The organism is Marinitoga piezophila KA3, assembly GCF_000255135.1.
Taxonomy (GTDB): domain Bacteria; phylum Thermotogota; class Thermotogae; order Petrotogales; family Petrotogaceae; genus Marinitoga; species Marinitoga piezophila.
The window spans coordinates 1768243-1793932 of record NC_016751.1 but is presented as its reverse complement, the minus strand read 5'-3'; the positions used below and the strand labels follow the sequence as shown (position 1 = coordinate 1793932).

Annotated in this window: 20 protein-coding genes, 2 tRNA genes, 1 pseudogene and 1 other annotated feature; of the genes and pseudogenes, 4 read left to right on the top strand and 19 right to left on the bottom strand. The window is 31.2% G+C overall.

Annotated elements, in window-relative coordinates; all coding sequences use genetic code 11:
- Window positions 1–2: 2 nt before the first annotated feature.
- The 15 genes and pseudogenes from MARPI_RS08450 to MARPI_RS08380 form a co-directional block, all read right to left on the bottom strand.
- Entirely contained in the window at window positions 3–4739 is a 4737-nt protein-coding gene (locus tag MARPI_RS08450) for a DNA-directed RNA polymerase subunit beta' (RefSeq protein ID WP_014297177.1), read from the bottom strand.
- Window positions 4740–4762: 23 nt separating this feature from the next.
- Window positions 4763–8371 (bottom strand): DNA-directed RNA polymerase subunit beta, encoded by a 3609-nt coding sequence (gene rpoB / locus MARPI_RS08445; RefSeq protein WP_014297176.1) that lies wholly within the window; start codon window positions 8369–8371, stop codon window positions 4763–4765.
- Between the two features lie 110 nt (window positions 8372–8481).
- Window positions 8482–8865 carry a 50S ribosomal protein L7/L12 gene (gene rplL, locus MARPI_RS08440; RefSeq protein ID WP_014297175.1) on the bottom strand — a complete coding sequence of 128 codons (384 nt, stop codon included), beginning with the start codon at window positions 8863–8865 and terminating at the stop codon, window positions 8482–8484.
- Between the two features lie 28 nt (window positions 8866–8893).
- Window positions 8894–9442 carry a 50S ribosomal protein L10 gene (gene rplJ, locus MARPI_RS08435; RefSeq protein WP_014297174.1) on the bottom strand — a complete coding sequence of 183 codons (549 nt, stop codon included), beginning with the start codon at window positions 9440–9442 and terminating at the stop codon, window positions 8894–8896.
- An 11-nt stretch (window positions 9443–9453) separates the two neighbouring features.
- Window positions 9454–9596, bottom strand: a sequence feature (ribosomal protein L10 leader region).
- Window positions 9597–9615: 19 nt separating this feature from the next.
- Window positions 9616–10317: a 50S ribosomal protein L1 gene (gene rplA / locus MARPI_RS08430; RefSeq protein WP_014297173.1), complete on the bottom strand. Its 702-nt coding sequence runs from the start codon at window positions 10315–10317 to the stop codon at window positions 9616–9618.
- A 14-nt stretch (window positions 10318–10331) separates the two neighbouring features.
- Window positions 10332–10760 carry a 50S ribosomal protein L11 gene (rplK, locus tag MARPI_RS08425; RefSeq protein ID WP_014297172.1) on the bottom strand — a complete coding sequence of 143 codons (429 nt, stop codon included), beginning with the start codon at window positions 10758–10760 and terminating at the stop codon, window positions 10332–10334.
- Window positions 10761–10805: 45 nt separating this feature from the next.
- The gene (locus MARPI_RS08420; protein WP_014297171.1) at window positions 10806–11864 is read right to left on the bottom strand and encodes a transcription termination/antitermination NusG family protein; all 1059 of its coding nucleotides are present in this window, start codon (window positions 11862–11864) and stop codon (window positions 10806–10808) included.
- A gap of 21 nt (window positions 11865–11885) precedes the next feature.
- Window positions 11886–12113, bottom strand: coding sequence for a preprotein translocase subunit SecE (gene secE, locus MARPI_RS08415; RefSeq protein ID WP_014297170.1), 228 nt, complete (start codon window positions 12111–12113; stop codon window positions 11886–11888).
- Window positions 12114–12183: 70 nt separating this feature from the next.
- The gene (gene rpmG, locus MARPI_RS08410) at window positions 12184–12348 is read right to left on the bottom strand and encodes a 50S ribosomal protein L33 (RefSeq protein WP_014297169.1); all 165 of its coding nucleotides are present in this window, start codon (window positions 12346–12348) and stop codon (window positions 12184–12186) included.
- A gap of 36 nt (window positions 12349–12384) precedes the next feature.
- Window positions 12385–12471 (bottom strand) — tRNA-Tyr (locus tag MARPI_RS08405).
- A gap of 25 nt (window positions 12472–12496) precedes the next feature.
- Window positions 12497–12572 (bottom strand) — tRNA-Thr (locus tag MARPI_RS08400).
- 120 nt (window positions 12573–12692) lie between these two features.
- A complete protein-coding gene (locus MARPI_RS10815) occupies window positions 12693–15659 on the bottom strand; it encodes a DEAD/DEAH box helicase (RefSeq protein ID WP_014297168.1) in 2967 nt (988 codons plus the stop codon).
- 18 nt (window positions 15660–15677) lie between these two features.
- Window positions 15678–17264 (bottom strand): annotated as a pseudogene (locus tag MARPI_RS08390) (ATP-binding protein).
- Between the two features lie 84 nt (window positions 17265–17348).
- Window positions 17349–18020, bottom strand: coding sequence for a thioredoxin family protein (locus MARPI_RS08385; protein WP_014297167.1), 672 nt, complete (start codon window positions 18018–18020; stop codon window positions 17349–17351).
- 5 nt (window positions 18021–18025) lie between these two features.
- Complete coding sequence (locus MARPI_RS08380; protein WP_014297166.1) at window positions 18026–18712, bottom strand: cytochrome c biogenesis CcdA family protein; 687 nt, start codon at window positions 18710–18712, stop codon at window positions 18026–18028.
- A gap of 208 nt (window positions 18713–18920) precedes the next feature.
- Between MARPI_RS08380 and MARPI_RS08375 the strand changes: the two genes are divergently transcribed.
- The 4 genes from MARPI_RS08375 (at window position 18921) to MARPI_RS08360 (ending at window position 23808) form a co-directional block, all read left to right on the top strand.
- Complete coding sequence (locus MARPI_RS08375; protein WP_041638591.1) at window positions 18921–20132, top strand: YgeY family selenium metabolism-linked hydrolase; 1212 nt, start codon at window positions 18921–18923, stop codon at window positions 20130–20132.
- A gap of 64 nt (window positions 20133–20196) precedes the next feature.
- The gene (locus tag MARPI_RS08370; protein ID WP_014297164.1) at window positions 20197–21192 is read left to right on the top strand and encodes an ornithine carbamoyltransferase; all 996 of its coding nucleotides are present in this window, start codon (window positions 20197–20199) and stop codon (window positions 21190–21192) included.
- Between the two features lie 19 nt (window positions 21193–21211).
- Window positions 21212–22525, top strand: a complete 1314-nt coding sequence (locus MARPI_RS08365) for a dihydroorotase (RefSeq protein WP_014297163.1) — start codon at window positions 21212–21214, stop codon at window positions 22523–22525.
- Window positions 22519–23808, top strand: coding sequence for an amidohydrolase family protein (locus MARPI_RS08360; protein WP_014297162.1), 1290 nt, complete (start codon window positions 22519–22521; stop codon window positions 23806–23808). Before MARPI_RS08365 ends, MARPI_RS08360 begins: the two co-directional genes overlap by 7 nt.
- A 31-nt stretch (window positions 23809–23839) precedes the next feature.
- Here MARPI_RS08360 and rpsO read toward each other — a convergent pair whose 3' ends face one another.
- The 4 genes from rpsO to MARPI_RS08340 form a co-directional block, all read right to left on the bottom strand.
- The gene (rpsO, locus tag MARPI_RS08355) at window positions 23840–24115 is read right to left on the bottom strand and encodes a 30S ribosomal protein S15 (RefSeq protein WP_014297161.1); all 276 of its coding nucleotides are present in this window, start codon (window positions 24113–24115) and stop codon (window positions 23840–23842) included.
- A 114-nt stretch (window positions 24116–24229) separates the two neighbouring features.
- Window positions 24230–25114, bottom strand: a complete 885-nt coding sequence (locus MARPI_RS08350) for a DUF1385 domain-containing protein (protein ID WP_014297160.1) — start codon at window positions 25112–25114, stop codon at window positions 24230–24232.
- Entirely contained in the window at window positions 25092–25346 is a 255-nt protein-coding gene (locus MARPI_RS08345) for a hypothetical protein (protein WP_014297159.1), read from the bottom strand. The genes MARPI_RS08350 and MARPI_RS08345 overlap by 23 nt, the downstream gene beginning before the upstream one ends.
- A 17-nt stretch (window positions 25347–25363) precedes the next feature.
- Entirely contained in the window at window positions 25364–25660 is a 297-nt protein-coding gene (locus MARPI_RS08340; protein WP_014297158.1) for a stage V sporulation protein S, read from the bottom strand.
- Window positions 25661–25690: the final 30 nt, after the last annotated feature.

Below are 25690 nucleotides of genomic sequence, written 5' to 3'. Positions count from 1 at the left end.
TATTATGATGCTGCGCTTTCGCTTTCATCTGTTTTTGTATCTTCTGTTGGATATGTTGGTAATTCGAATATTGAGATTTCTGATTCTAAGAATGCTTTTAATCCTGTTCCAGCTGGAATTGGCTGTCCAACTATAACATTTTCTTTTAATCCCAATAAGTAGTCTTCTCTTCCTTCTAATGCTGCTTCTGTTAATACCTGAACTGTTTGCTGGAATGATGCTGCACCTAACCAACCTTCTCTTTCAAGAGATGATTTTGTTATTCTTAAAAGTTTTCTTTCGTATCTTGCTGGTTCTTTTGGCGCAATTAATAATGTTTCTTTTTCTCCAACAAGCCTAATTTCTTCATCTTCATTTTCGAGTAATTGAGGTTCTGATTTGAATACTTCAATTTCTTTTATTCCAGCTGCAATTATTCTATTTAATAATTCTTCTGTTACTGTATCTCCTATTTCTCCTATTGTTTCATTCTCTTCATCAACTTTTACAATGATTTTTTCTGCTAATTTTTTACCTATTGCCATTTCTCTGTTTTCTTCAACCTTTTTATTTGCTTCATAGATTTGTTTGTTTACCTTTTCAACTGTTTTGAGGTTTACAAGGTCTTTTGGCATAAAGTCTGTATCTCCAGCATATGTTATTTCAACTTTGTTGAACATTTGTTTGATTATTATTTCAAAGTGTTTATCGTGAATTTCAACACCCTGTTCAGCATATATCTTTTTAATTTCTTTTAATAGGTAATCAAAGGTTACTTCCGCACCAAGCTCTTCAAGTAATCTTCTTGGTTTTATATTACCTGAAGTTAATCTGTAGCCAGGTTCAACCTTGTCACCTTCATTTACTGTTGGTTTAACCTTAGGATCTGCTATATATGTATATAGTTCTCCTTTTAGATCTTCAACAATAATTACAAGTCTTCCTTTTTCATCTCTGTTCACTTTTCTTACTATACCTTTTACTGTTGAGAATTCTGCTTCAGGACCTTTTAAGTTCTTTCTTGCTTCAAATAATTCTTCTGCTCTTGGAAGACCCTGAGTAATATCACCTGCTGTAGCAATACCCCCTGTATGGAATGTTCTCATTGTAAGCTGTGTTCCAGGTTCACCTATAGACTGTGCTGCTATGATACCTACAGATTCACCTATATTTACTATTTTGTGGTTTGAAAGATCCATACCATAACATTTAGCACAAACACCATGTTCTGCCTCACAGGTTAAGATTGATCTTACATAGATTGAAGGTCTTACCTCTATTGTTTCTATATTATATCTTTCTAATTTTCTTGCTGTATCAGCATCAATTTTTTCCTGATAATTTGCAAGTGTGATAATCTTTCCGTTTTCATCTTCAACTTTAATTGCATCACCTACATGAACGAAATTAACTACTTTATATTCTTTTACATCAACTTCTTTTATATTATGCTGTTTTAATGAAACTATTATATCATTGTCTATTACTGTTCCTTTTGCATATAATAATTCTCCATCAACAAGGACATCACTATTGAGAATATTGTATAAGTAAAGATTGATTTTATCTACGCTTAATTTTTCATGTACTTCATAAACAGGAATTGTTGATCTGTAATTTGCAAGGAATTCTGCATCTTCTTCATCTAACATTACATCTTTTACATATTTCTTTCCTGTTGTTGGATTTACAATTATTTCATCTGTTACAGGGTCTACAACATCTGATGCAAGTACTCTACCAAAGAGATAATCTGCAAGTTTTTCTATTCTCAATCCGTCTGCTATTAATTCTCTTGCTTCTATACCCTTTGATGTTCCACAATCTGGTTCTGTTACTGTAATTGATTGTGCAACGTCTACAAGTCTTCTTGTAAGGTAACCTGCTGTAGATGTTCTTAATGCTGTATCTGCAGAACCTTTTCTAGCTCCGTGTGTTGAAATAAAGAATTCAAGTTCAGAAAGACCATTTCTAAAGTTTGATTTAATAGGTAACTCAATAACTTTACCTGATGGATCAGCCATAAGACCCCTCATACCTGCAAGCTGTTTTAACTGGTCAATGTTACCCCTTGCACCGGAGTCAACCATCATCCATACAGGATTAAATGGATATTTTCTAAATTCTTTACTTGTTACTTCTGTAACGTCCGCTATTGTCTTTTCCCAGACTTTAACTACTTCTTTATATCTTTGATCATCTGTAAGGTAACCTTCTTCATAATACTTTTCAATTTCCATAACTATTTGTTCTGACTTTTTGATAATTTCTATTCTTTCTTTTGGTTCTACTATATCCCTTACAGATATTGTTAATCCTGATAATGTTGCATAGTGGAATCCTAAGAATTTAATATCATCAAGCAAGTCTGCTGTTCTGTCAATTCCATGGTATTTAAATGTATCGAATATAAGATTTTTGATTTCTTTTTTCTTGTATATTTTGTTGAAATCTGGATTAAATCTTCCAATTGGTTCTGGCAATATTTCCTTGAAGATCAATCTTCCAACTGTTGTCTTGATTAATTTTCCGTCAAGATACAATCCAATTGGTTCATGGAGTATGAGTGTTGGTTTTTCCCATCTCAATTCATTATCTTCAACAACTATTTCATTTTTTATTACCTTTTCATATTCATGAACGTATAATGCGTGTAATTCATCATTAAATAAATATTTTATTGTGTCTTTATTTTCAAAGTCTTTTATATTTGAAGGTAATTTTCTTGATTCAAAGTATTTTGGATCAACTGTTGTAAGGTAATATGCACCAGCTATCATATCTTTACCTGGCATGGATATTGGTTTTCCATTTGCAGGTGATATGATATTGTATCTTGATAACATCAAGAATTTAGCTTCAGCTTGAGCTATATTTGAAAGCGGTACGTGTACAGCCATCTGGTCTCCGTCAAAGTCTGCGTTAAATGGAGGACATACCAATGGATGTAACTGTATTGAATTACCTTCAATTAATCTTGGGATAAATGCCTGAATTGAAATTCTATGCAATGTAGGTGCCCTGTTTAATAATACAGGATGACCTTTTATTACTTCTTCAAGCATTTCCCATGCTTCTGGCATTTCCTTTTCAATAATTGTTTTCTTTAATTTTCTTGCGTTTTTACTTGATGCATTTGAATCTTTAAGTAATTTATTGAGAACAAACGGCTTGAATAATTCCATTGCCATTTTCTTTGGAAGACCACATTCATGGATTTTTAATTCAGGACCAACAACAATAACAGCCCTTCCTGAGTAATCCACACGTTTTCCAAGAAGATTTCTTCTGAATCTTCCTTTTTTACCTTTAATTAAATCTGTCAATGATCTTAAAGGCCTTCCACTTCTATCTGTCATAGCTTTTCCAACACGGCCATTGTAGATTAATGAATCTACTGCCTGCTGGAGAATTCTCTTTTCATTTCTAACAATTATTTCTGGTGCTTCTATTTCAAATAATTTTTGTAATCTGTTATTTCTATTGATAACTCTTCTGTATAAGTCGTTTAAGTCTGTAGCTGCAAATCTTCCACCATCTATTTGAATTAATGGTCTGATATCTGGCGGAACTACTGGCAATGCTTCTATAATCATCCATTCAGGTTTATTACCTGATTTTAAGAAGTCTTTTACAACCTTTAATCTTTTTAATAATTTTAAAGCTTTTGCGCTTTTCTTGTCTAATTTTGATAACTCTGATTCAAGCTGAATCTTTAATTCATGTAAATCTAAACTTCTAAGAAGCTTCTTTATTGCTTCTCCACCATAATCAGCTGTTATTCTGTCATGATATAACTCTTTATATGCTTCATATTCTTCCTGTAATAATGTGCTACCTATACCTTTTCCAATTTCTTCCTGAATTTCAGGATCAATTTCTGTAATTACAAGTATAGGTGTATCTCTTTCTATATCTCTTTCTATTTCTATTGCTGATGGATAGAATTGTTCAAATATTAAATATTCGCTTGCTGTTAATATTTCTTCTTCATATAAGAATGTATCTGCAAGTTGTGTTCCTTCTTCTACTTCTTCACCATCTTCTACGTATAATGTTGCACCTTCAAAGATTGGCCATTTTTCTTCTACACCGTTTTCATCTTTTATTTTAACCCATGTGATTTCATGTTTTGTCTGTGTAAGTTCTGTTTCAATGCTTACTACCCCGGATCTTTTAGCAACAGGTTTTTCTTTTACATGTAATACTTTTACTGCCTGTTCAACATCAAAATCCATTTTTTCTTTAAATATTTCATACTCTGTATTATGGAGAAGATCTCCATAATCGAACATATCTGTGTCTTTTGGATCTGTAATAAGCCATATTTTTTCTACTACCCTTTTTGATCCGTAGTAGATTATGTTTTCCAATTCTTTTACAGGTATATTTAATAATATTGATAAAATAGATGGAGATGATTTTAAGAACCAGATATGTACTACAGGGGCAGCTAATTCAATATGCCCCATTTTTCTTCTTCTGGCTTCTTTTGACTCTACTCTAACTCCACACTTTTCACATACTGTACCTTCATACTTTTTACCTTTATATCTTCCACAGTTACATTCGTAATCCTTTACAGGACCAAATATTTTTTCACAGAAAAGTCCATCTCTTTCTGGTTTAAATGTTCTGTGATTAATAGTTTCTGGTTTTTTTACTTCACCAAATGACCATTCTCTAATTCTTTCTGGTGAAGCTATACCTACCTTTATTTTTGCGATTTTCCTTTTGAAAGAAGAAGTCATTTTACCCATGCTTTACCCTCCTTGAGGGGATTTTATAATTTGTCAACATCTAATTCGTTACCGTCCTCATCATACAAACGAACATCGAGCATTAATCCCTGTAATTCCTTTACAAGAACTTTGAAACTTTCTGGAATTCCAGGATCAGGTAAATTCTTACCATTTAAGATTGCTTTATATACTTCATTTCTTCCTTTAATATCATCTGATTTGTATGTAAGCATTTCTGTTAATGTATGTGCTGCACCATATGCTTCCAAAGCCCAAACTTCCATTTCACCAAATCTCTGACCACCAAAGTGAGCTTTACCTCCAAGTGGTTGCTGGTGAATTAATGAATATGGACCTGTAGAACGTGCGTGCATTTTATCTTTCGCAATATGCACAAGTCTTAACATGTACATATATCCTATTGCAATAGGATAATCAAATGGTTCTCCTGTTCTTCCATCTCTTAATACGATCTTTCCACTTTCTGTTTTTGGATCGTCACCAAGATCAAGACCATATTCTTTACGAACTGCATCTAATTCGTCCATTCTGTTGTTTTTTCTTGCTTTATATAATTCTTCCATTATTTCATATTCTTTTGCACCATCAAATATTGGTGTTGCAAAATGTCTTCCTGTTAATTTTGCTAACCAACCAAGGTGCATTTCTAAAACCTGCCCAAGGTTCATACGTGATGGAACCCCTAAAGGACTAAGGATCATTTCAATTGGCTTTCCATTTGGCAGGAATGGCATATCTTCTTTTCTCAAGATGTTTGAAACAACACCCTTATTACCGTGACGCCCTGCCAATTTATCTCCAACATTTAATGTTTTCTTTGAAGCTATATAAACTTTTACGTATTGATTTACACCTGTTTCTAAATCTGGAATATCTTTTCTTGTATATACTTTAACATCAATAACTCTACCTTCAATTCCATGAGGTACTGTTAATGATGTATCTTTTACATCCTTACCTCTATCTCCAAAAACGGATCTTATGAGTTTTTCTTCTGGTGATGTTTCTGATTCTCCTCTTGGTGTAACTTTACCAACAAGTATATCACCTGAAGTTACATATGCACCAACTCTTACAATACCGTTTTCATCGAGGTTTCTTAATGACTCTTTCTTTACGTTAGGAATATCTGCTGTAATTTCTTCTGGACCAAGTTGTGTATCCATTGCTTTTGTTTCATATACTTCTATATGTAATGATGTAAATGTATCCCTTTCAAGTAGTTCTTCATTAACAAGGATAGCATCTTCGAAGTTGTATCCTTCCCATGGCATAAATGCTACAAGAACATTTTTACCAAGTGCTAATTCTCCCATATCTATTGCAGGACCATCTGCAATTGGATCTCCTTTTTCTACAACTTCACCCATTTCAACAATTGGTCTTTGATTTACTGTTGTATCCTGGTTTGATCTTATGAATTTCCATAATGTATATTTGTCCTGAACTGGATTTCCATTTTTATCTAATATTTCATTTCCTTCTTCATCTATTCTATTTATTATTATTGTTTTAGCATCTACGTATGAAACCTTTCCTCTATGTTTTGCCTTAATTACATAACCTGAATCCCTTGCTGCTAACCATTCAACACCTGTCCCAACAAATGGTGCTTCTGTAATCATTAAAGGTACTGCCTGTCTCTGCATGTTTGAACCCATCAACGCACGGTTAGCATCATCGTGTTCAAGGAATGGTATTAATGATGTTGAAACAGATACAATCTGTTTTGGAGTTACTGCTATAAATTCTACATCTTCTCTATGAACATATGTAACTTTACCGGCATGCCTAATTTCAACATATTCAGCTTTAATCATTCCATTTTCATCTATTTCAACAGATGCAGGAGCAATTATTTTTTCTTCTTCCTGATCTGCAGTTAACCAATATACTCCTTTATCATATAAAACCTTACCATCTTTTACTTTATAATATGGTGTTTCAAGGAATCCAAATTCATCAACCCTTGAAAGAATTGCCAATGAAGTAATTAAACCGATATTGGCACCTTCTGGTGTTTCAATAGGACACATTCTTCCATAATGTGAATGGTGAACGTCCCTAACTTCAAACTTTGCATGTTCTCTCTTTAAACCGCCCGGACCTATTGCTGATAATCTTCTTTTATGTGTTAATTCAGAAAGGGGATTTACCTGGTCCATAAACTGCGATAACTGACTTGTTGCAAAGAATTGATTTATTGTTGTCATAATAGCTCTTGAATTAACGAGAGTATTTGGATTTAATTTTTGTATATTTTGAACTATACTTAATTTTTCATTCAACACAGGAAGCATTTTTGAGAATGATCTTTCAAATTCAATTTGCATTAATTCCCCAACTGATCTTACACGTTTATTACCAAGATGATCTCTTGTATCAAGGAGTTCCGGGTTATTTTTCATTTCAAGTAAATGTCTTGATGCAAGAATTAAGTCGAGTTTTGTTAATGTTTTTTCATCTTTATGAGGATATTCTACATCTTCACTTTTATCTATATCTTTTCCCTCTACTTCTATTAAATATTTCCTGTATACATCGCCCATTCTGTTGACGATTTTCTTTCTACCAATTAATGAGAAATCGAATGTATTAGGATTAAAGTAGAGATTATTTATGTAATCTGTAGCTATATTAACTCTTGGAATTTCACCAGGTCTGAGTTTTTTGAATAATTCTTTATAAGCTTCTTCAGGAGTTAATAAATTTCCATCTGATTCATATGATTTTTTAAACATTTCAAGTGTATTTTGCGCTACAATATGTGCAACTTTTATTTCTGTTACATTTAAATCTAAGAGCATTTCAACTATTTTTTCTGTTAATTTTACTCCTCTAAATGTTTTTGTTTCTTTGTATAATTCTGAGCCTTCTGGAACTTTTATGTCTGAAAGGATTGTTACGCCTCTTTCAATATATTCTGTTAGATCATAATTTAAACTAATTGTTTCTGGATAGAGATCTAACAAAGCTAAATCTGAGTCGTAACCCAAAGCCCTTAAGAATAGGAAGTAATTGAATTTTCTTTTTCTATCGATTCTAATTTGTAAGAAATCTTTACCTGGATTTGGATTGTATATTATTTCAAGCCATGCCCCTTTTACAGGAAGGAAATGAGCTACAAAATGTGGTCTTGTTTGTTTCACGCTTTTTTGTTCTTCACTAACAAAGTATACACCAGGCGATCTAACAAGCTGGTTAACTACTACCCTCTCCGCACCATTGATAATAAAGGTGCTTCTATCTGTAATCTTTGGAATATTCCCAAAAAATAACGAATCACTGGGTTCAATGATTTCCCCAGTACTGTGATCTGTTATTCTTATTTTTGCTTTTAGAGGAACTACGTAAGAAAGTCCTTTTTCCTTACATTCCATTTCCTCAAAAAGCGGATCTTCAATCCATACATCTGTAAATTCAAGCGAGATTTTTGCTTTTCTCTTCCCTTTTAATTCAACGGTAATTGGTGCATATTTATCAAGCACCTCTTTAACTCCATGTTTAATAAACCATTCATAGGAGTTAAGCTGAATCTCCAACAAATCATGATAAAGGTTTAAATCTTCCTTTACCTTACCAAAAAAATGCCTTTCTCTTTTACCCACTTTTAACACCCGGGTGTTCACAAAGAATCACCTCGTCTTCCTGAAATTTTATTAGCAAAACAATACCGCATCAGACGTTAGTCTGATGCGGAACAATTATATCATATAAAAGTTTATTTTTCTTTAAGAAATTACTTCAATTCTACTTCTGCGCCAGCTTCTTCTAATTTTTTCTTTAATTCTTCTGCTTCGTCTTTTGAAGCTCCTTCTTTAACTACTGCGTCTGGTGTTCCTGCTTTTTCTACTAAGTCTTTTGCTTCTTTAAGACCTAATCCTGTAATTTCTCTAACTACTTTAATTACGTTTATTTTCTTTGCACCGAAGCTCTTTAATACAACATCAAATGAATCTTTTTCTTCTGCTGCTGGAGCTGCTCCACCTGCTACTGGTGCTGCTGCAACTGCAACTGGTGCTGCTGCTGATACTCCAAATTCATCTTCTAATGCCTTTACTAATTCTGCTAATTCTGCTACTGTCATTTCTTTAATTGCTTGAATTAATTCTTCTCTTGTCATTCCAAAACACCTCCTGAAAATATTTAAATTATTGTTTTTCTTTTTCTTCTTTAATAGCGTTTAAAGCATATACGAACTTTCTCAAGATACCGCTTAATGCACCAACCAAACCTGAAATAGGAGCATTTAAGCCACCAACAAGCATAGCAAGCAACTGTTCCTTTGATGGAAGTTTTGCCAATTCTTCTGCTTCTTCTGGTGTGAAGAGTTTTCCTTCAAGAATACCTGCTTTAATAGCTGGTGTATCCTTCTTTAATTTTTTCTTGAATTCTACCAATACTTTTAATGTTTCAATTGGATCAGCTTCCTTTGTGTAAAGTAAAGCTGTGTTACCATTTAAGAATTCTTCATAGTCTTCAAGGTTTAAACCTGCATTTTTAATAGCTGTTTTTATCAATGCATTTCTATAAACCCTGAATACAACCTTGTCTTCGAATTTTTTGAACAAATCTGTTCTGAAATCATTTGATTCAGCAACAGACATACCTTTAAAATCTACGAAAACAACTATTGAAGAATCTTTAAATGCACTTTCTAATTCTTTGAGCATTTCTGCTTTTTGAGCTCTTGTTAACACCGAATCGCACCTCCTCCAAAAAAAATCTGCGGTCCTGACGAGGACCGCAGAAGGACTAAAACATTTATTGTTTTATCTTCAGCGTACCTCGGCAGGCGGGTTTTCACCACATTATAATATTACCTGCTGTCTTCAGTACTATTTATTTCCTGAGGTATTATAACCAATAATTATTACTTTTCAGTTAAAAACTCTGAAACGTTTATTTTCATTCCAGGACCCATTGTAGGTGCTAAAGAAACTTTTCTGATAAATTTACCTTTAGCTGCTGATGGTCTCATTTTTTCTATTTGTTGTAATGCTTCAACGATATTTTCTTTTAATTTTGCTGGTTCAAATGATTTTTTACCTACAGCAACATGTAAGTTACCTGTTTTATCGTTTCTAACTTCAATTTTACCAGCTTTAAATTCTTTTACTGCATCAGCAACATCATTTGTTACTGTTCCACCTTTTGGTGATGGCATTAATCCTCTTGGACCTAATACTTTACCTAATCTTCCAATTTCTCTCATCATATCAGGTGTTGCAATTGCAACATCAAAGTCTGTCCAACCTTCGTTGATTTTCTGAATTAATTCGTCTGATCCTGCATAATCAGCACCAGCATCTAATGCTTCCTTAACTTTTTCACCTTTAGCGAAAACAAGAACTCTTACATTTTTACCTGTTCCATGTGGTAATGAGATGTTACCTCTTACCTGCTGATCACTTTTTCTTGGATCAATTCCAAGAATTATATGTAATTCAACACTTTCATCGAATTTTGCAGTTGCAATTTTTGGTAATAATTCTAATGCTTCATCAAGTGAATAGAATTTTTCTCTATCAATTAATTTTCTTGCTTCTAAGTATCTTTTACCATGTCTTGACATTCACATACACCCCCTTAACCTTCTACTACTTCGATGCCCATGTTTCTTGCTGTACCTTTTATTATTTCCATTGCAGCTTCAATTGTTCTTGCGTTTAAGTCGGGCATCTTGATTTCTGCGATTTCTTTTACCTGTGTTGTTGTGATCTTTCCAACAATTTCTCTTCCTGGGTTGTTTGCACCTTTTTTAAGTCCAGCTGCCTGTAAGATCAAGAAGGAAGCTGGGGGGGTTTTCAATGTAAATGTAAATGATCTGTCTTCAAATACTGTAATTTCAACAGGAATAATCATTCCAGCTTTATCAGCTGTTGCTGCGTTGAATTTTTTACAGAATTCCATCAAGTTTACACCATGCTGACCTAATGCAGGACCAACTGGTGGCGCAGGTGTGGCTTTACCTGCAGGTAATTGCAATTTAACTACCCTTGCAACTTTTTTTGCCATAATGTTCCCTCCTTCGTGGTATTAGCGGGATAACCCTCCCACTTATTAGCTAATTTTTTCTATTTCAGTTAAACCTAATTCTACATCTGTTTCTCTACCAAACATATTAATTGTTACTTTAACAGTTTGTTTATGTAAATCAATTTCTGTAATTTTACCTGTAAAGAATTCAAATGGACCATTTATTATTCTTACATGTTCTCCAACTTCATAATCAACTCTTATTTTACTTTCTTTTACTTCATATGATTCTTCACCTGTTAATCTTAATAAAGCTTTTACTTCTTTATTTTTCAATTGCACAGGCGTTCCGCCTATATTTATAAAGTTTATTACATATGGAATATTTTTTACCATTTCCTGTGTTTCTTTGTTTAAAATCATTTCAATAAACATATAACCCGGAAATAACCTGGATATTCTTGTTTTTAATATAATTATCTGTTTCCATGATCCAAAATCTCTAATTTCAACCTTACCAGAAGATTTTGCTTTAAATTCTTTTTTATTTGATAACATTTGACCTTTTTCTACATATGTCCCTTTTCTAAAAGCAGCTGAATCAAAATTATCTTTATATATATAGTATAAATCTTCACCATGATCATCAGTACTTACAACTATTCTTTTTAATTTTTCAACAGCTACAACAGTACCATCAAAAGCTGATTCATATCCTCCCTCTGCTGCAAGAGGCATTCCTATCTCTACAGGAGTATTAATTTTTAATCCTCCCATTATTTTTGCACTTTCTGGTATTGTATAATCTTTTAAATACTTTCTATCTTTTGTTTCAATAATTATTCTTCTAAAATTTTTTATTTCAGAAATAACTCCTGATCTTTTTACTATTACTTCCGGCTCTTCAGCAATAATATCACCTTTTTTGACATTATCGCCATTTTTTACATGAATTATCGCATCTTTTTCAACAACAATTCTATCAACTTTTTTATTTGTTAAGTCTATTTCACTTTCTTCAGGAATAAGAATTTTACCAAAGAACTTCTCCTTTTCAAACAATCTGGCTTTTTCTTCAATTAATTCTTTTACTTTATTCTCCATTCCTGAAAAAGTTTGCAAAATATACCATTTTTTACGCATTATTATCCACCTGCTTTTTTATCATTGAGTTGATCCGGTTCCCATTCCTGTCTTTATACCAATTAAGGGATATATGAATTTAGTAAATAAGTTTAAGAACCCATAATCAATTAAGAACAAATAAACTGATACAAATATCAATATCGCAACAACTATTAATGTTGATGTTAATGCTTCTTTTTTATTTGGCCATTTTACTTTTTTTGCTTCCTGCCATACTGAGCTAAGGAATATCCAGAACTTTGACATCAAAACACCCCCAGAATTTAATCATGACCCCCTGTTAAGGGGGTTAATTTTCTTCGAAATTTCTTTTAGTTTATATCTTTGATTCAACATGTAATGTGTGCTTGTTACAGTGTGGACAGTATTTTCTGAATTCCAATTTCTTTTTAAATGTTCTTTTTCTTGTTTTGTAGTAATTTCTTCTATTACATTCTGTACATTTTAATGATACAGTTAAAACAGGACTTTTAGCTGCCATTTTATTTCACCTCACATGCCATTATAATTGATAAAATGGTGGTGAGGGAAGGATTCGAACCTTCGAAGGCAATCCGCCAGCGGATTTACAGTCCGCCCCCTTTGGCCGCTCGGGCACCTCACCACCGATAAAAAAAAGAAAAAAAATTTGGAGCCGACGAAGGGACTCGAACCCCCAACCTGCTGATTACAAGTCAGCCGCTCTGCCAGTTGAGCTACGTCGGCATCTCAACTTTCCGGAGTTTATTATAACAGATAATCAACCTTCTGTCAATTACCTAATGATTAAGAAGTTATTACTCCTTTGAAACATCATCCGGTGGTTACCCTTTTATGTTTGATAAATTATTCGAATAACTGATAAATATCTTCCCGACTCAAATTCTTTAGAACACCTTTTTCTGTGGATATTGCAAGATTGTATAAATCTTCCTTTGCTTCCTTTAATTTCATTATTTTTTCTTCTATTGATTCTCTTGTTATAAACTTGTATACAAATACAGGTTTATTCTGACCAATTCTATAGACTCTATCGGTGGCCTGGTTTTCAACCGCCGGATTCCACCACGGATCGTAATGAATAACATAATCTGCACCGGTAATATTTAATCCTGTTCCACCGGCTTTTAGACTTACAAGAAGTATTTTTATATTATTTGTATTATTAAATTCTTCCACTATTTCCACACGTTTTTTGGTTTTTCCAATTATTTTAAGATACTGAATTTTTTCCTTTTCCAGCCATTCTTCCATTATTTCAATCATTTTCACAAATTGTGAAAATATCACTATTTTATGATTTTCTTCCAATACTTCTTTTATAAAATTTTTAAACATATTAAATTTTGAGGATTCTATATTTACACCAAGCAATTTAGGATGATTTACAATTTGTCTTAGTCTTAGAAGTCCTTCAAGGACGCTAAAGTTTATGGTCCCCTGTGACATTGCAATTTTTTGCCTGTATTCTTCTGCTATTTGATGATAAATCTTTTTTTGATGTTGTGTCATTTCATTGAAAATATACTCTTCTGTTTTTGGCGGTAATTCTTTGAGTACATTTTCTTTTGTTCTTCTTAGAATAAATGGATGGATTTTCTTTTTTAATCTTTCAATACTTTCTTTATTTGCATAGTTGTATTTTCTCAAAAAATCCTTTTTATTTCCAAAAAATCCCGGCATTAAAAACTCAAATATGTTATATAAATCCGTCAATGAATTTTCAAGCGGCGTTCCTGTAAGTGCGAGTTTATGATTTGATTTGAGTTTTCTTATTGCCTTATATAATTTAGTTTCGTCATTTTTGATAAATTGTGCTTCATCAAGGATAATATAAAAATATTTTGTTTTCTTTAATTCTTCTATGGAATTTCTCAATGTATTATAAGTGGTTATAATTACATCTGTATCCTCAGGTATATCCTTTTGAGAATTATGATAAATGTAATATTTTATATTCGATGTAAATTTATCTATTTCATTTGCCCAATTGTATATAACTGAACGCGGAGCAATTATAAGGAATTTTCTGTCTTTTCTTTTTAATGATAGAATTAAAGCTATAGTTTGAAGCGTTTTACCAAGCCCCATATCGTCAGCAAGAATACCATTGAAATTATATTCTTGAAGATATCTTAAAAATCTATAACCTTCAATTTGATATTTTCTCATGGGAATTTTCAATTCAGGAATTTCATACTCTTTTATTTTTTCAAAACTCTTTACTTTTTCTATATATTTCTTTGTTTTTTCATCGAGAGTATCTATTTCTATATTTTCAGAATTTAATAATGAATATATGTTATAACTTTCAACTGTAATTTTTTCCTTTTTTACCTTTAAATCTTCAAGCTTTTCCAGTATATATTCTGGAATTTTAATAAAGGTTTCATCTTTAAGGACTATAAAGTTATTCTTTCTGTTTCTCAAATAACTTATATCTATACGTTTATTTCCTTTTAATTCAAGACTACCTTCCACATCAAACCAGCTATTTTTCATATTTAACTGCATTTTTATATTTTCAACTTCATGGAACTTAATATTCCTGTTCATTTTTATAATAATATTTTTATCCAGCTTTTTCATGCCATTTTCAAGGAATTCAAAGAAATCATTTATCTCCATTGAATATTGCCCTTTTTCATCGAGAAAAACATTAACCTCTTCAAGATTTTTTAATAACTTTCTTTCTAAATCATAATTTCTATATTTGTATTCATCATAAAAATTGATTTCCTTTCCATACAAAAACCTTCCTCTAAATGTAAATCTATCTTGAAGAAAATTAATATATAAATTTAATTTTGGAATAAATATCTCTTTTTTTATCCCAAATCTCTCGTCTATATCTATTTCAAATCCAAATCTTTCATAAGGTAAAAGAACATCTTTTATATAATTTTCAAGATCACTTTTATTTTCAAATGAAAATTCACTTTCTATATCCTTTAAATAAAAGGGGATATTTAACTGAGTCTTTATATCAATTATTGATATACTTTGTTTATTAAAATATGCCATATCGCTATATGTTTTCACAATCCTTTCCTTCTCTGGTATGGGAAATAATTTCATTTTACCTTTTTTACTTTCTAAATCACCTTCTAAAATTATCTTTATTTTTATATCTTCTCCCCATTTTAATTCTTTTTTATTTGGAAGAAGTATTTTACTGCTTTTTATTTTTTTTAATTCTCTAAAACTCATTAATCTTAATTCATAATCGTGTTTTCCATAGTAATTATCTATTTTCACAGGCACTATTAGTTTTTTTATCTCATATTCATCTTCCGGTACAGCTGTTTTTAGAAATTTCAATATATCATTATATGTTTCAATATCTTTTCTCAATTTTATTTTACCGTCAATTTTTTCTGCTAATTTTATTTTTGTATATTGTTCATCAGGATATACAAGATAATAGGTTTCTCCATAATCATAAATTCCAAGAAATTCCGCAATATCGCTTTCCACATGAATATTACTCTGTGTTTTACTTTCATTATTTAAATAATCTATTACTTTTAAGCTTAATGATACAAGATGCATACATGATGTGCTTTTTCCATAATTGCATGAACAGGAAAAATATATTTCTTCTGTTTCCTCATCAATACTAATTATAGGTCTAAAAAATTTTCCGCCATCATTGATAATGGCGGTAAAATTTGTTTTATTATTGCTTTTAAAAACAGAAAACTCTTCTACTAAATTATTTTCATAAAAGTCTTTTCCCGTTCTATATTCAAAATCATTAGCTTCTAATATCTTTTCATTTAATTTATCTATTATTTTATATATATTTCTCACCTTATCACCTTTTTTAATTTACAACTTCTCTATTATATATTCCTCAATATTCCTTTTTTCTGAATTTATATTTATTCCTATGAGATATATTTCTTTTCCGCTGTATTTTTCATAGTATTTCATTTCTTTTATTTGTTTTAATGCTTCGTCGCTACTTTGATCCAGTTTTATTTCAAATAAATATATCCTGTCGTCAAAATCTATTACTAAATCACTTCTTCCTAAGTTTGTCAATTCTTCTGCTTTTACATCTATTCCTGCTGAGGCTATTATTGTAAATATCAATACATTTCAGATAATAAAAAAGCAAATTCGTTCAAACAGGTAGAAAATTCTAATCCTCAAAAATTCTTGTTCCCGCCGGCCGTTGCAGACTCACATCCATGTTCGTCTTCACTCAAAATCACATCCGTGTGATTTTGTCCGGCTCCACTTCGAATTTTTTCAGGAATTTTCAAGTTTTCACTCATTTGCTTTTTTATTATCTTTATTTATCTCTTCAAGTATTTTAAGAAGACTTTCTTTCACTTCAAAATTTGGATAGTCCAGTATATATTTTTTCTTTAATCCATATTTTTTTATTCCTTTAAAGGTTAAATACCCTGCCTGCGTAAAAAAGATATTTGCTTTTGCATCTTCTATTTCCCTTGTTGAGAAATCTTCTGCACTTACAGGTATTTTTACTAAATCCTCATATTCTATCTTTTTTCCTTTTATATACTCATACAAAAAACTCGGTGAGCCACTTTCAAACCAGAAGTTTTGGAATTTTTTTTCTGAAAAAAATCTCAATATTGAATATGGATTATATACTGTATGTTCTCCGTCAAATGAAAATCCATTATAATATCTCTTCATTTCTTCAAGCAATTCTTTTTCTGTTATTCCCATTTCTTCTGATAATTCTTTTATGTAATCTTTGAAATAATATTCCAATTCTTCCTGCGTATATCCAAACATCTGTGCATATTTCCTGTTTAAAGATATATCGCTTAAATTATTTAATGCTGAGAATACTCCTGTTTTTGTGAATTTTGTTATTCCGGTTATGAATACAAATTTTATATGCTCGTCATTTGCTTTTATATTTAAATAGAAATTTCTTAATACTTCTCTGCATTTTTCTGCCATTTTTTTGTTTGTTATATTATCCAATATTGGTTTTTCATATTCGTCTACCAGTATTACTACCTTTCCTTTTTCTGATAGCTTCATTATTAATTCATCAAATGCGAAACTATAATCTGTTTCTTCTATCTTTACTCCATTTCTTTTTCCTTCCTGAACTATCATTTTTGTGAGGCTTTCTTTAAGTTTCTCTATACTTTCTGATTTTGCTTTTAATAGATTTAATCTTATTATTGGATATTCTTTAAACTCCAATTTGTCGTATATATATGTATCTTTAAATAATTCTCTTTCCCCTTTAAATAAATAATAGAATGCCGATATAGTTAAACTCTTTCCGAATCTTCGAGGTCTTGACATAAAATAAAACTTTCCACTATTTATTAAATCATATAGATACTTTGTTTTATCTACATATATATAATTTTCTTCTATTAACTCCTTATAATCTGATATTCCTACCGGTAATTTTTTCATCACTTCCACCTCCATATCAAAATTATATCATATTTATAATATAAAACGCTCCAGCATATTAGCTATTGCTGAAGCGTTTTGATTCTACTTACTATAAATTACTACATAAAATTTACTTTCTATTTCCTTTGATTTTTCTTTAACAATAACATTTACAAAATCATCTAAAGAATCATCTTTTTGGTATTCCACTGTATTTGGATCATTTTCAAGCAAATATTTTATCTCTTCATCTGTTAAGTTCAAAACTCTTTTTTCTATTGAAACCTTTATATTCTTTTTTACAAATGTACTATAATCTATATTGTGATTTGAAGAGTATTTAAAGTATTTTAAGATAGAAATAAAAGTTGTAGGATCTACATATCCTGGCAATTGAGCCTTTGCTTCTCCTTTGCTATCAAAGAAGAAAAATGTTGGTGTCCCTCTTACTCCAAACGCTCCAAATAAATCCCTGTAATTTAATGTTTTCCCTTTATAATTGGCAATCTTTTTCTTATCAGCATATATCTCTGCAAAGATATATTCAGTTCTTAACCACTTTTGTACCTCTTCATCATATAAAGTTTCTTTTTTAAACTTATTACAATAATAACAACTTCCTGAAGAAAACATAATTATAACCTTTTTCCCTGTTATTTCACCAATTTTCAATGCCACATTAAAATCATGAACAATAAATTTATCTGGAAGGATTGAACCATACATAATTACACCTGATATTATTAATAAAATAAAAAGACTTATTTTTTTCATTATCCTCACACTCCCTGTAAATTATTGAACTTTCCAAGTATTACCAGAATCCCCATTAAAACCAATAATAAACTCCCTGAAACCTTTAAAATCTTTTGCCATTTTGGTGTCCCAAATGTAATTCTGGATAATAATTTACTTACTACACCGCTGAAAAATAAAAATGGAATAGAAATCCCCAATGAATATAAGAAAAGCATAAATCCACCTTTAAATATGTTTGTTGTTGTAGATGCAAAGGTCAATACTGCTGCGAGAACAGGTCCTGAACATGGAATCCATATAAATGAAATTAAAATTCCCATTATAAAAGCACCTAAAAAAGTTGTTCCCTTATATTTTGATAAATCCAGCTTAAATCCTTTGAAGATCTCTTTATCAAGGAGATAATAAATACCCATTATTATAATAAATATTCCTGCAACCAGATTAAAGACGTCTTGATATTTTGAGATAAAAGTTCCCAAACTTCCTGCTAAAACACCCAGCATCGAGAAGAATATCGATAAACCAAGAAAAAAAGCTAATCCACGTTTCAAGGTAAGTTTAAAATCCTTCAAATCTGGCATTAGAATTCCAAAAAATAATGGAACTAACGGCAATATACAGGGACTAAAAAATGAGATTATCCCACCTAAAAAGGCACCAAAATATCCTATTGTTGGTTGAACAGCAACAGCTAAATTCTCCATATTCATCTCCTTTCTATTGATTATAACTAATAGTAGATTAATTATATCATAATTACAATTATAAATTATACTCCCTCAAAAATCTTTGAATAATTGAGATAATTAAAAATATTTAAAAATTCCAATTGCTAAAGTAATGTTAATTTAGTTTTTATGGATTTTAAATTTTAATATTAAAGTTATATAATGTTATATAAAGAATTTTCATATGGGAGGGATAGGATTGACAACTTTAGAATTGGCAGAAAAATACCGAGAAGACATAGTTAAATTTATGAGCAAACTCATAAAAGCAAGAAGTTATTCTGGTGATGAAAAAGAAGTAATTCAGGTAATTAAAGAAGAGATGGAAAAGGTTGGATTTGACGAAGTAAAAATCGATGGTCTGGGAAATATTCTCGGAAGGATTGGCAGTGGAAAAACTGTTATAGCTATGGACGCACACATTGATACAGTTGAAGTAGGAAATCCTGATTTGTGGGATAAGGATCCATTTAGTGGTGATTGGGATGAAGAATGGGTTTATGGTCGTGGTGCTTCTGATCAAAAAGCCGGTATGTGTTCTATGGTATATGGTATGAAAATACTTAAGGATTTAAATTTACTTGATGATTTTACAGTATATGTAACTGGTACAGTTATGGAAGAAGACTGTGACGGATTATGTTGGAGATATATTGTAGAAGAAGACAAGTTAAAACCTGATTTTGTAGTTATTACAGAACCTACAAGTTTAAATGTCTATAGAGGCCATAGAGGAAGAATAGAATTTAGAGTAAAAACAGTGGGGCTTTCAGCACATGCAAGCGCTCCAGAAAGAGGCGATAATGCTATATATAAAATGGCAAAGATTATAAATGAAATAGAAAAATTAAATGAAAACTTGCATTATGATCCGTTTTTAGGTAAAGGCACAATAGTTGTTTCTCAAATATTCTTTAAATCACCTTCACATAACGCTGTACCTGATGAATGTGTTATTCACATTGATAGAAGATTAACGGCTGGAGAAACAAAGGAAAGCGCATTTGAAGAGATAAGGGAAATATTTAAAAAGACTGGTATAGATGCTGAAATTGTAGAATTAACCTATTCAAAACCTGCTTATACAGGAGTAGAATATCCAGTTGAAAAATATTTCCCAACATGGGTTGTTGAAGAGGATTCTACTGTAGTTCAAGCTGCAAAAGAAACGTTTGAAAAAACATTTAATGATGAACCATTTATTGATAAATGGACATTTAGTACTAATGGAATTGCAACAGCTGGTGTTTATGGAATACCTACAGTTGGATTTGGACCTGGCGATGAAAAATATGCTCATGCTCCAAACGAAAAGGTAAAGATTGAACATCTTGTTAAAGCTGCAGCATTTTACGCTAATTTCCCAAAAACATTGGTAGAGAAACTTAAAAAGTAAATTTTTTTCAGTAAAAAAGAGAACGTTTTCAAATTAAAAAATTAAAACTAAGGGGGAGATATTTATGTCAGCATTTTTTAAGACAGAAAAAAGTAGACATTTCATTACAACACAGGATTTTACAAATGAAGAAATAGAAATGATGTTAGATCTTGCAAGGGATTTAAAAATCAAAATGGCATCCAACATACCAACACCATATTTATTATATAAAACTTTATTCTTAATATTCTTTGACCAATCTACAAGAACAAGAAACTCTATGGAAGCTGGTATTGCACAATTAGGAGGTCATGCTAATTTCTTAAACCCAAGTACAATGCAATTATCTCATGGAGAAACACCTGAAGATACTGCAAGAGTTTTAGCAAGAATGGGACACGGAATTGCTGTTAGAGCATGTGAATTCGGAAAAGGAAATAAATATTTAAGAGGAATGGCTTCTGTTTCACAGGTACCTGTTATGAATTTACAGGATGATGTTTATCATCCGTTCCAGGTATTGGCCGATGTAATGACAATGCAGGAAAGATTTGGAAAGAATTTAAGAGGCTTAAAGGTTGGTATAAGCTGGGCATATGCTGAAAGTCATTTAAAACCTTTATCAGTTCCTCAATCACAAATATTACTGTTCACCAGATTGGGTATGGACGTAACTCTTGCTTATCCAGAAAAATTCGATTTAATGCCTGATATTGTAAAACAGGCTCAGGAAAATGCAGAAAAATATGGTGGAAAATTGAATATTTCACATAAAATGGAAGATGCATTTGTTGATGCACATGTTGTTATACCAAAGAACTGGGGAGGATTCTTTGTGTCAGATGATCCAGAAGAAATTAAGGCTGAAACCGCAAAACATAAAGATTGGATTTGTGATGAAGAAAAGATGAAATTAACAAGACCGGATTCAGTTTATATGCACGCGTTACCCGCAGATAGAGGAAAAGAAGTTGTAGATTCTGTTATTGACGGACCACATTCAATAATATTTGATGAAGCAGAAAACAGATTGCATACAGCAAAGGCTGTAATGACATTATTAATGGGTGGAAGATAATAATCGGGATGTGATTGCCATGTTTGATCTTGGGATATTAAATGGCGAAATATATATAAATAATGAATTTATAGAAGGAAACCTTTATGTTAAAAATGGAAAGATATGTGATATTACTACATCATATTTAGAATCAAAGAAAGAAATCAATGCTTCCGGGAAGTTTATACTTCCCGGTTTTATAGATCCACATGTTCATTTTGAACTAACCGTTGGAAAATATACATCTGTCGATGATTTTAAAACAGGCTCAATCTCTGCAGCATATGGTGGAATTACTTCATATATCGATTTTCTCGATCCAATAACTACAATGGAAGAACTGGAAAAAGCTTTTGAAACTCGTATGAAATTAGCCCAAAAAAGTCATACTGACTTTGCATTTCATGCCACTATAGCAAATCCAACTGTAGAACCTCATAAATTAATCAAAAAATGTAAAGAATTAGGCGTAGCAAGTATTAAATTATTTACCACGTATGGACAGCGAATGACAAAGGATAAATATATATCAGAATTGCTTTCATTATCTTCTGAAGAAGGAATTGTCGTTACAGTGCATGCTGAAAATGATGAGCTAATAGAAAAGAAGGAAAAAATAAAAATGAAGGAACATTCCAGCGTTAGATCTACTCTTTCTGAAACTACAGAAGTTGTAAAATTAGCTGAAATGGCAGAATATTATGAAGGACAACTGTATATAGTCCATTTATCAAGTGGATATTCCCTTGATGTCTTAAAGAAAAAATTTTCTGATATCATAGGAAAAAATATGGTTCTTGAAAGCTGTCCGCATTATTTTTATTTTGATGACAGTTTATATGGAAAAAAACACGGATATTTATTCTCAATGACACCACCTTTGAGAAGCGAAAAGGAAAAGGATTTGCTCGTCGAAAATTTTGATTATTTGCAAACAATAGGAACGGATCATTGCCCATTTAATTCAAAGGATAAAAATAAACGATATACAAATATTATGCCTATGGGAATAGGTGGAGTGGAATTTTCATTCTCATTAATGTTTACACTTTTTGGAGAAAAAGTTATTGATAAATTCACCTCTAATGTTGCTAAGTATTATGGATTATATCCACGTAAAGGTAACCTTTTACCGGGCGCTGATGCAGATATTGTAATCTTCGATCCAGAAGTTGACTGGATAATAGAAAAACATCATTCTGCAGCAGATTACACAGTTTATAAAGGTCTCCCTGTTAAAGGCAAAGTTATAACAACAATATCAAATGGTAAAATAATAATTAACAATGGAAAATTTATCGGTTCAAGGAAAAAGGGAAGATTCCTGAGAAGGGAAGAGATAAGATGGTAAAGGTTATTGTTAATTGTAATATCTTTGATTATGAAACATATAGAGAAAATCAATATATTAGATTTGATAAAGAAATAATTGAAACAGGTTCAATGGATAATTTCAAAAAAAAAGGAAATGAAGAAATTATTGATTTTAAAGGAAAACTCGTTATGCCAGGATTTGTCAACGGACATACACATATTTATTCCACTTTTGCAAGGGGAATGGCTGTTGAATTTAATCCAAAAAGTTTTTCTGATATCTTAAAACAGTTATGGTGGCGAATGGATTCAAAAATTGATCTTGAAACTACATATTATAGTGGTCTTGTGAGCGGTATAGAATTTATAAAAAATGGAATTACAGGAATTATAGACCATCATGCAAGCGGGCAAGCAATAAAAGGAACATTGAACAAATTAAAGGAAAGCGTTACAGAAAAAATTGGTGTAAGAGGTGTTTTTTGTTTTGAAACCAGTGATAGATTTAATATTGACGAATGTATTGAAGAAAATACAGAATTTTTAAAGAATAATTCTGAAAAATTTGCCGGAATGTTTGGTTTACACGCTTCACTCTCTTTATCCAACGAAACATTAAAAAAGGTATCAGAAAATTTAAATGGTGCTCCCATACACATTCATGTAGCTGAAAGTTTAGAGGATGAGGAAGATTCAATAAAAAAATATGGAAAACGTGTTGTTGAAAGATTAGAAGAATTCAATTTGTTAACTGATAATTCCATATTATCCCATTGTGTCCATATTGATGAAAATGAAGCTGATATAATTTCAAATTACAATGTATATGTTGCACTTAATCCTACTTCAAATATGAATAATGCCATAGGAATGCCAAATTATAAATTACTCAAAGATAAAAATATAAAAACAATAATAGGCAATGACGGCTTAGGATTTAATATAACAAGAGAATATTTAAACCTTTATTTCACCCAGAAATATAGATATGAAGATCCAACATTCTTCAATTTTGATGATTTAAAGAATAATATTGATAATGTATATAACCTGTTTGGAAAAATATTGAATATAAAGGTTGGTAGAATAGAAAAAGGATACAAAGCCGATATGATTTCTTTTGAATATGCACCATTTACACCTTTAAATGAAAATAACATTTTTGGGCATGTGTTTTTTGGTATCTGGGATAATCTCGATGTTGTTGATACAATTATTGACGGTGAATTTTTAATGGAAAATAGGAAAGTAAATTTTGAAGTTGAAAAAATTTATAGCGAAGCAAAAGATGTTGCTGAAAATTTATGGAATATCATTTAAAAAACTCCCGCTATTGAGCGGGAGTTTGATATTATCCTCTGATTCCTAATTTTGAAATTAATTCTTTATAAACTTCTGGTCTTTCTTTCTTGAGGTATTTTAACATTTTTCTTCTTTTACCAACCATTTTCATAAGACCTCTTCTTGAGTGGAAATCCTTTGGATGTGTTTTTAAGTGTTCTGTTAAGTGTCTGATTCTTGCTGTTAATAAAGCAACCTGAACTTCTACTGAACCTGTGTCTTTGTCGTTAATTTTGAATTCTTCAATAACGTTCTTTTTTACTTCTGGATCTAATCCTCTTGACATCTTCTTTCCCTCCGTTTATATATTCCTCTGACCAAGATAAGGTCTATGCCATTATCTGAGTCAGGGTATTTATATTATATTATAAGTTATGTTAAATGTCAATTGATATTTTATTTAAATTTCAACAACTTCTTCTCCATCAAAGTCTTCCTTTAAAGCATATTCAAGGGATATTAATGCTACCTTTAATTGTTCTTCATCAGGTTCTGATGTGGTTATTTTTTGAAGCATTAATCCTGGAGAAGCTAAAATCTTACCAAGAGATGTATCTATTATTTTTGCTGTAAATCTTTGAAATTCATATGCAACTCCAGCTACCAACGGCAATAAAACTATTCTTGTTATTGTTTTTTCTAACAATGTTGTATAACCCATAGCTCCTGTAATGGAAAAAACTATTATCGAGGCAAAAACAGTTATTATAAGAAAACTCGTTCCACATCTGGGATGTAATGTTGTATATTTTTTTGCGTTCTCAACAATTAATTGTTCTTTGTTTTCGTAAGTATAAACTGCTTTATGTTCTGCACCATGATATTCAAAAACTCTTTTAACATCCTTAAATAATGAAATTACCCATATATAAAGTATAACAAATATTGCCCTTATTACACCTTCAGCAAATGAAAACCAGAATTCATTGTTTATATTGAATAATTTTGTCAAATACATCGGTGCCAATCCAAATCCCCCAACAGAAAAAAGTATAGCTAATAATATTGATATAATCATATCTTTTTTTGTTATTTCCTCTTCATCTGATACATTAGCCGAATAAGTTAAAGCTCCCATTCCTATTATCATCGCTTTTAATAATACAAAAAAACCCCGTATAAAGGGTATCTTTTCAAGAAAACCGAAAGAAAATTCATTTAATTTTTTTATCTGAACCTTTCCATCTGGCCTTTTTACAGCAACTACAGTATGTATTCCCTTCATCATTACGCCTTCAATAACTGCCTGACCTCCAACATATTTAGGCATTTTCTTTTCGTTCATTATTTATCCTCCTCAATATTTCCTCTGCTACACCATTTTCTGTAATTACAAAATAAAAGGTTAGAGCTTCCTTATCAACAGTTTTTTCTTTTTTCAATACCATGGAAGCCTTTCTTCGTATTTTTAATCTTTCATTTATATTTAATTTAGAAATTTCTTCAACTATAGAAAAAAGCCGCGCGTCATTTATACACGCGGTCACTATTTCATTGATGATTTTATCATCTATCACTTACAATTCTCCTCGTATTATTCTTCTGTAGCTTCGTCTGTTTCTTCTTCTGTTATTTCTGCAAAAACTCTGAATTTTATACCTGTTCTCTTTTCGTCACCAACAGTAACTTCAACAAATCCTGGTACTACAAAAATCTTTTTTCCTCTTGTTTCAACGAATCTTCTGGCAATAGCAATAGCTTTTACTGCCTGATTAACAGCCCCCGCTCCTATAGCCTGAATTTCAACTTCGTCTGTTTTGCTGAGAACTCCTGCGATAGCTCCAGCAACTTTGTTTGGAGATGAATTATGACCAACTTTTAAAACTTCCATGAATAGCTCAGCCCCCTTTATTATCATTAT

What these genes read in the sequence shown, in the direction of transcription:
- secE (WP_014297170.1), bottom strand. Translation starts at nt 12,113, where the DNA reads ATGTCAAAGTTCTGGATATTCCTTAGCTCAGTATGGCAGGAAGCAAAA.
- rplL (WP_014297175.1), bottom strand. Translation starts at nt 8,865, where the DNA reads ATGACAAGAGAAGAATTAATTCAAGCAATTAAAGAAATGACAGTAGCA.
- MARPI_RS08365 (WP_014297163.1), top strand. Translation starts at nt 21,212, where the DNA reads ATGTTTGATCTTGGGATATTAAATGGCGAAATATATATAAATAATGAA.
- MARPI_RS08350 (WP_014297160.1), bottom strand. Translation starts at nt 25,114, where the DNA reads ATGAACGAAAAGAAAATGCCTAAATATGTTGGAGGTCAGGCAGTTATT.
- MARPI_RS08375 (WP_041638591.1), top strand. Translation starts at nt 18,921, where the DNA reads ATGGGAGGGATAGGATTGACAACTTTAGAATTGGCAGAAAAATACCGA.
- rpmG (WP_014297169.1), bottom strand. Translation starts at nt 12,348, where the DNA reads ATGGCAGCTAAAAGTCCTGTTTTAACTGTATCATTAAAATGTACAGAA.
- MARPI_RS08385 (WP_014297167.1), bottom strand. Translation starts at nt 18,020, where the DNA reads ATGAAAAAAATAAGTCTTTTTATTTTATTAATAATATCAGGTGTAATT.
- MARPI_RS08370 (WP_014297164.1), top strand. Translation starts at nt 20,197, where the DNA reads ATGTCAGCATTTTTTAAGACAGAAAAAAGTAGACATTTCATTACAACA.
- rplA (WP_014297173.1), bottom strand. Translation starts at nt 10,317, where the DNA reads ATGTCAAGACATGGTAAAAGATACTTAGAAGCAAGAAAATTAATTGAT.
- MARPI_RS08360 (WP_014297162.1), top strand. Translation starts at nt 22,519, where the DNA reads ATGGTAAAGGTTATTGTTAATTGTAATATCTTTGATTATGAAACATAT.
- rplK (WP_014297172.1), bottom strand. Translation starts at nt 10,760, where the DNA reads ATGGCAAAAAAAGTTGCAAGGGTAGTTAAATTGCAATTACCTGCAGGT.
- MARPI_RS08380 (WP_014297166.1), bottom strand. Translation starts at nt 18,712, where the DNA reads ATGGAGAATTTAGCTGTTGCTGTTCAACCAACAATAGGATATTTTGGT.
- rpsO (WP_014297161.1), bottom strand. Translation starts at nt 24,115, where the DNA reads ATGTCAAGAGGATTAGATCCAGAAGTAAAAAAGAACGTTATTGAAGAA.
- MARPI_RS08450 (WP_014297177.1), bottom strand. Translation starts at nt 4,739, where the DNA reads ATGGGTAAAATGACTTCTTCTTTCAAAAGGAAAATCGCAAAAATAAAG.
- MARPI_RS08420 (WP_014297171.1), bottom strand. Translation starts at nt 11,864, where the DNA reads ATGCGTAAAAAATGGTATATTTTGCAAACTTTTTCAGGAATGGAGAAT.
- MARPI_RS08340 (WP_014297158.1), bottom strand. Translation starts at nt 25,660, where the DNA reads ATGGAAGTTTTAAAAGTTGGTCATAATTCATCTCCAAACAAAGTTGCT.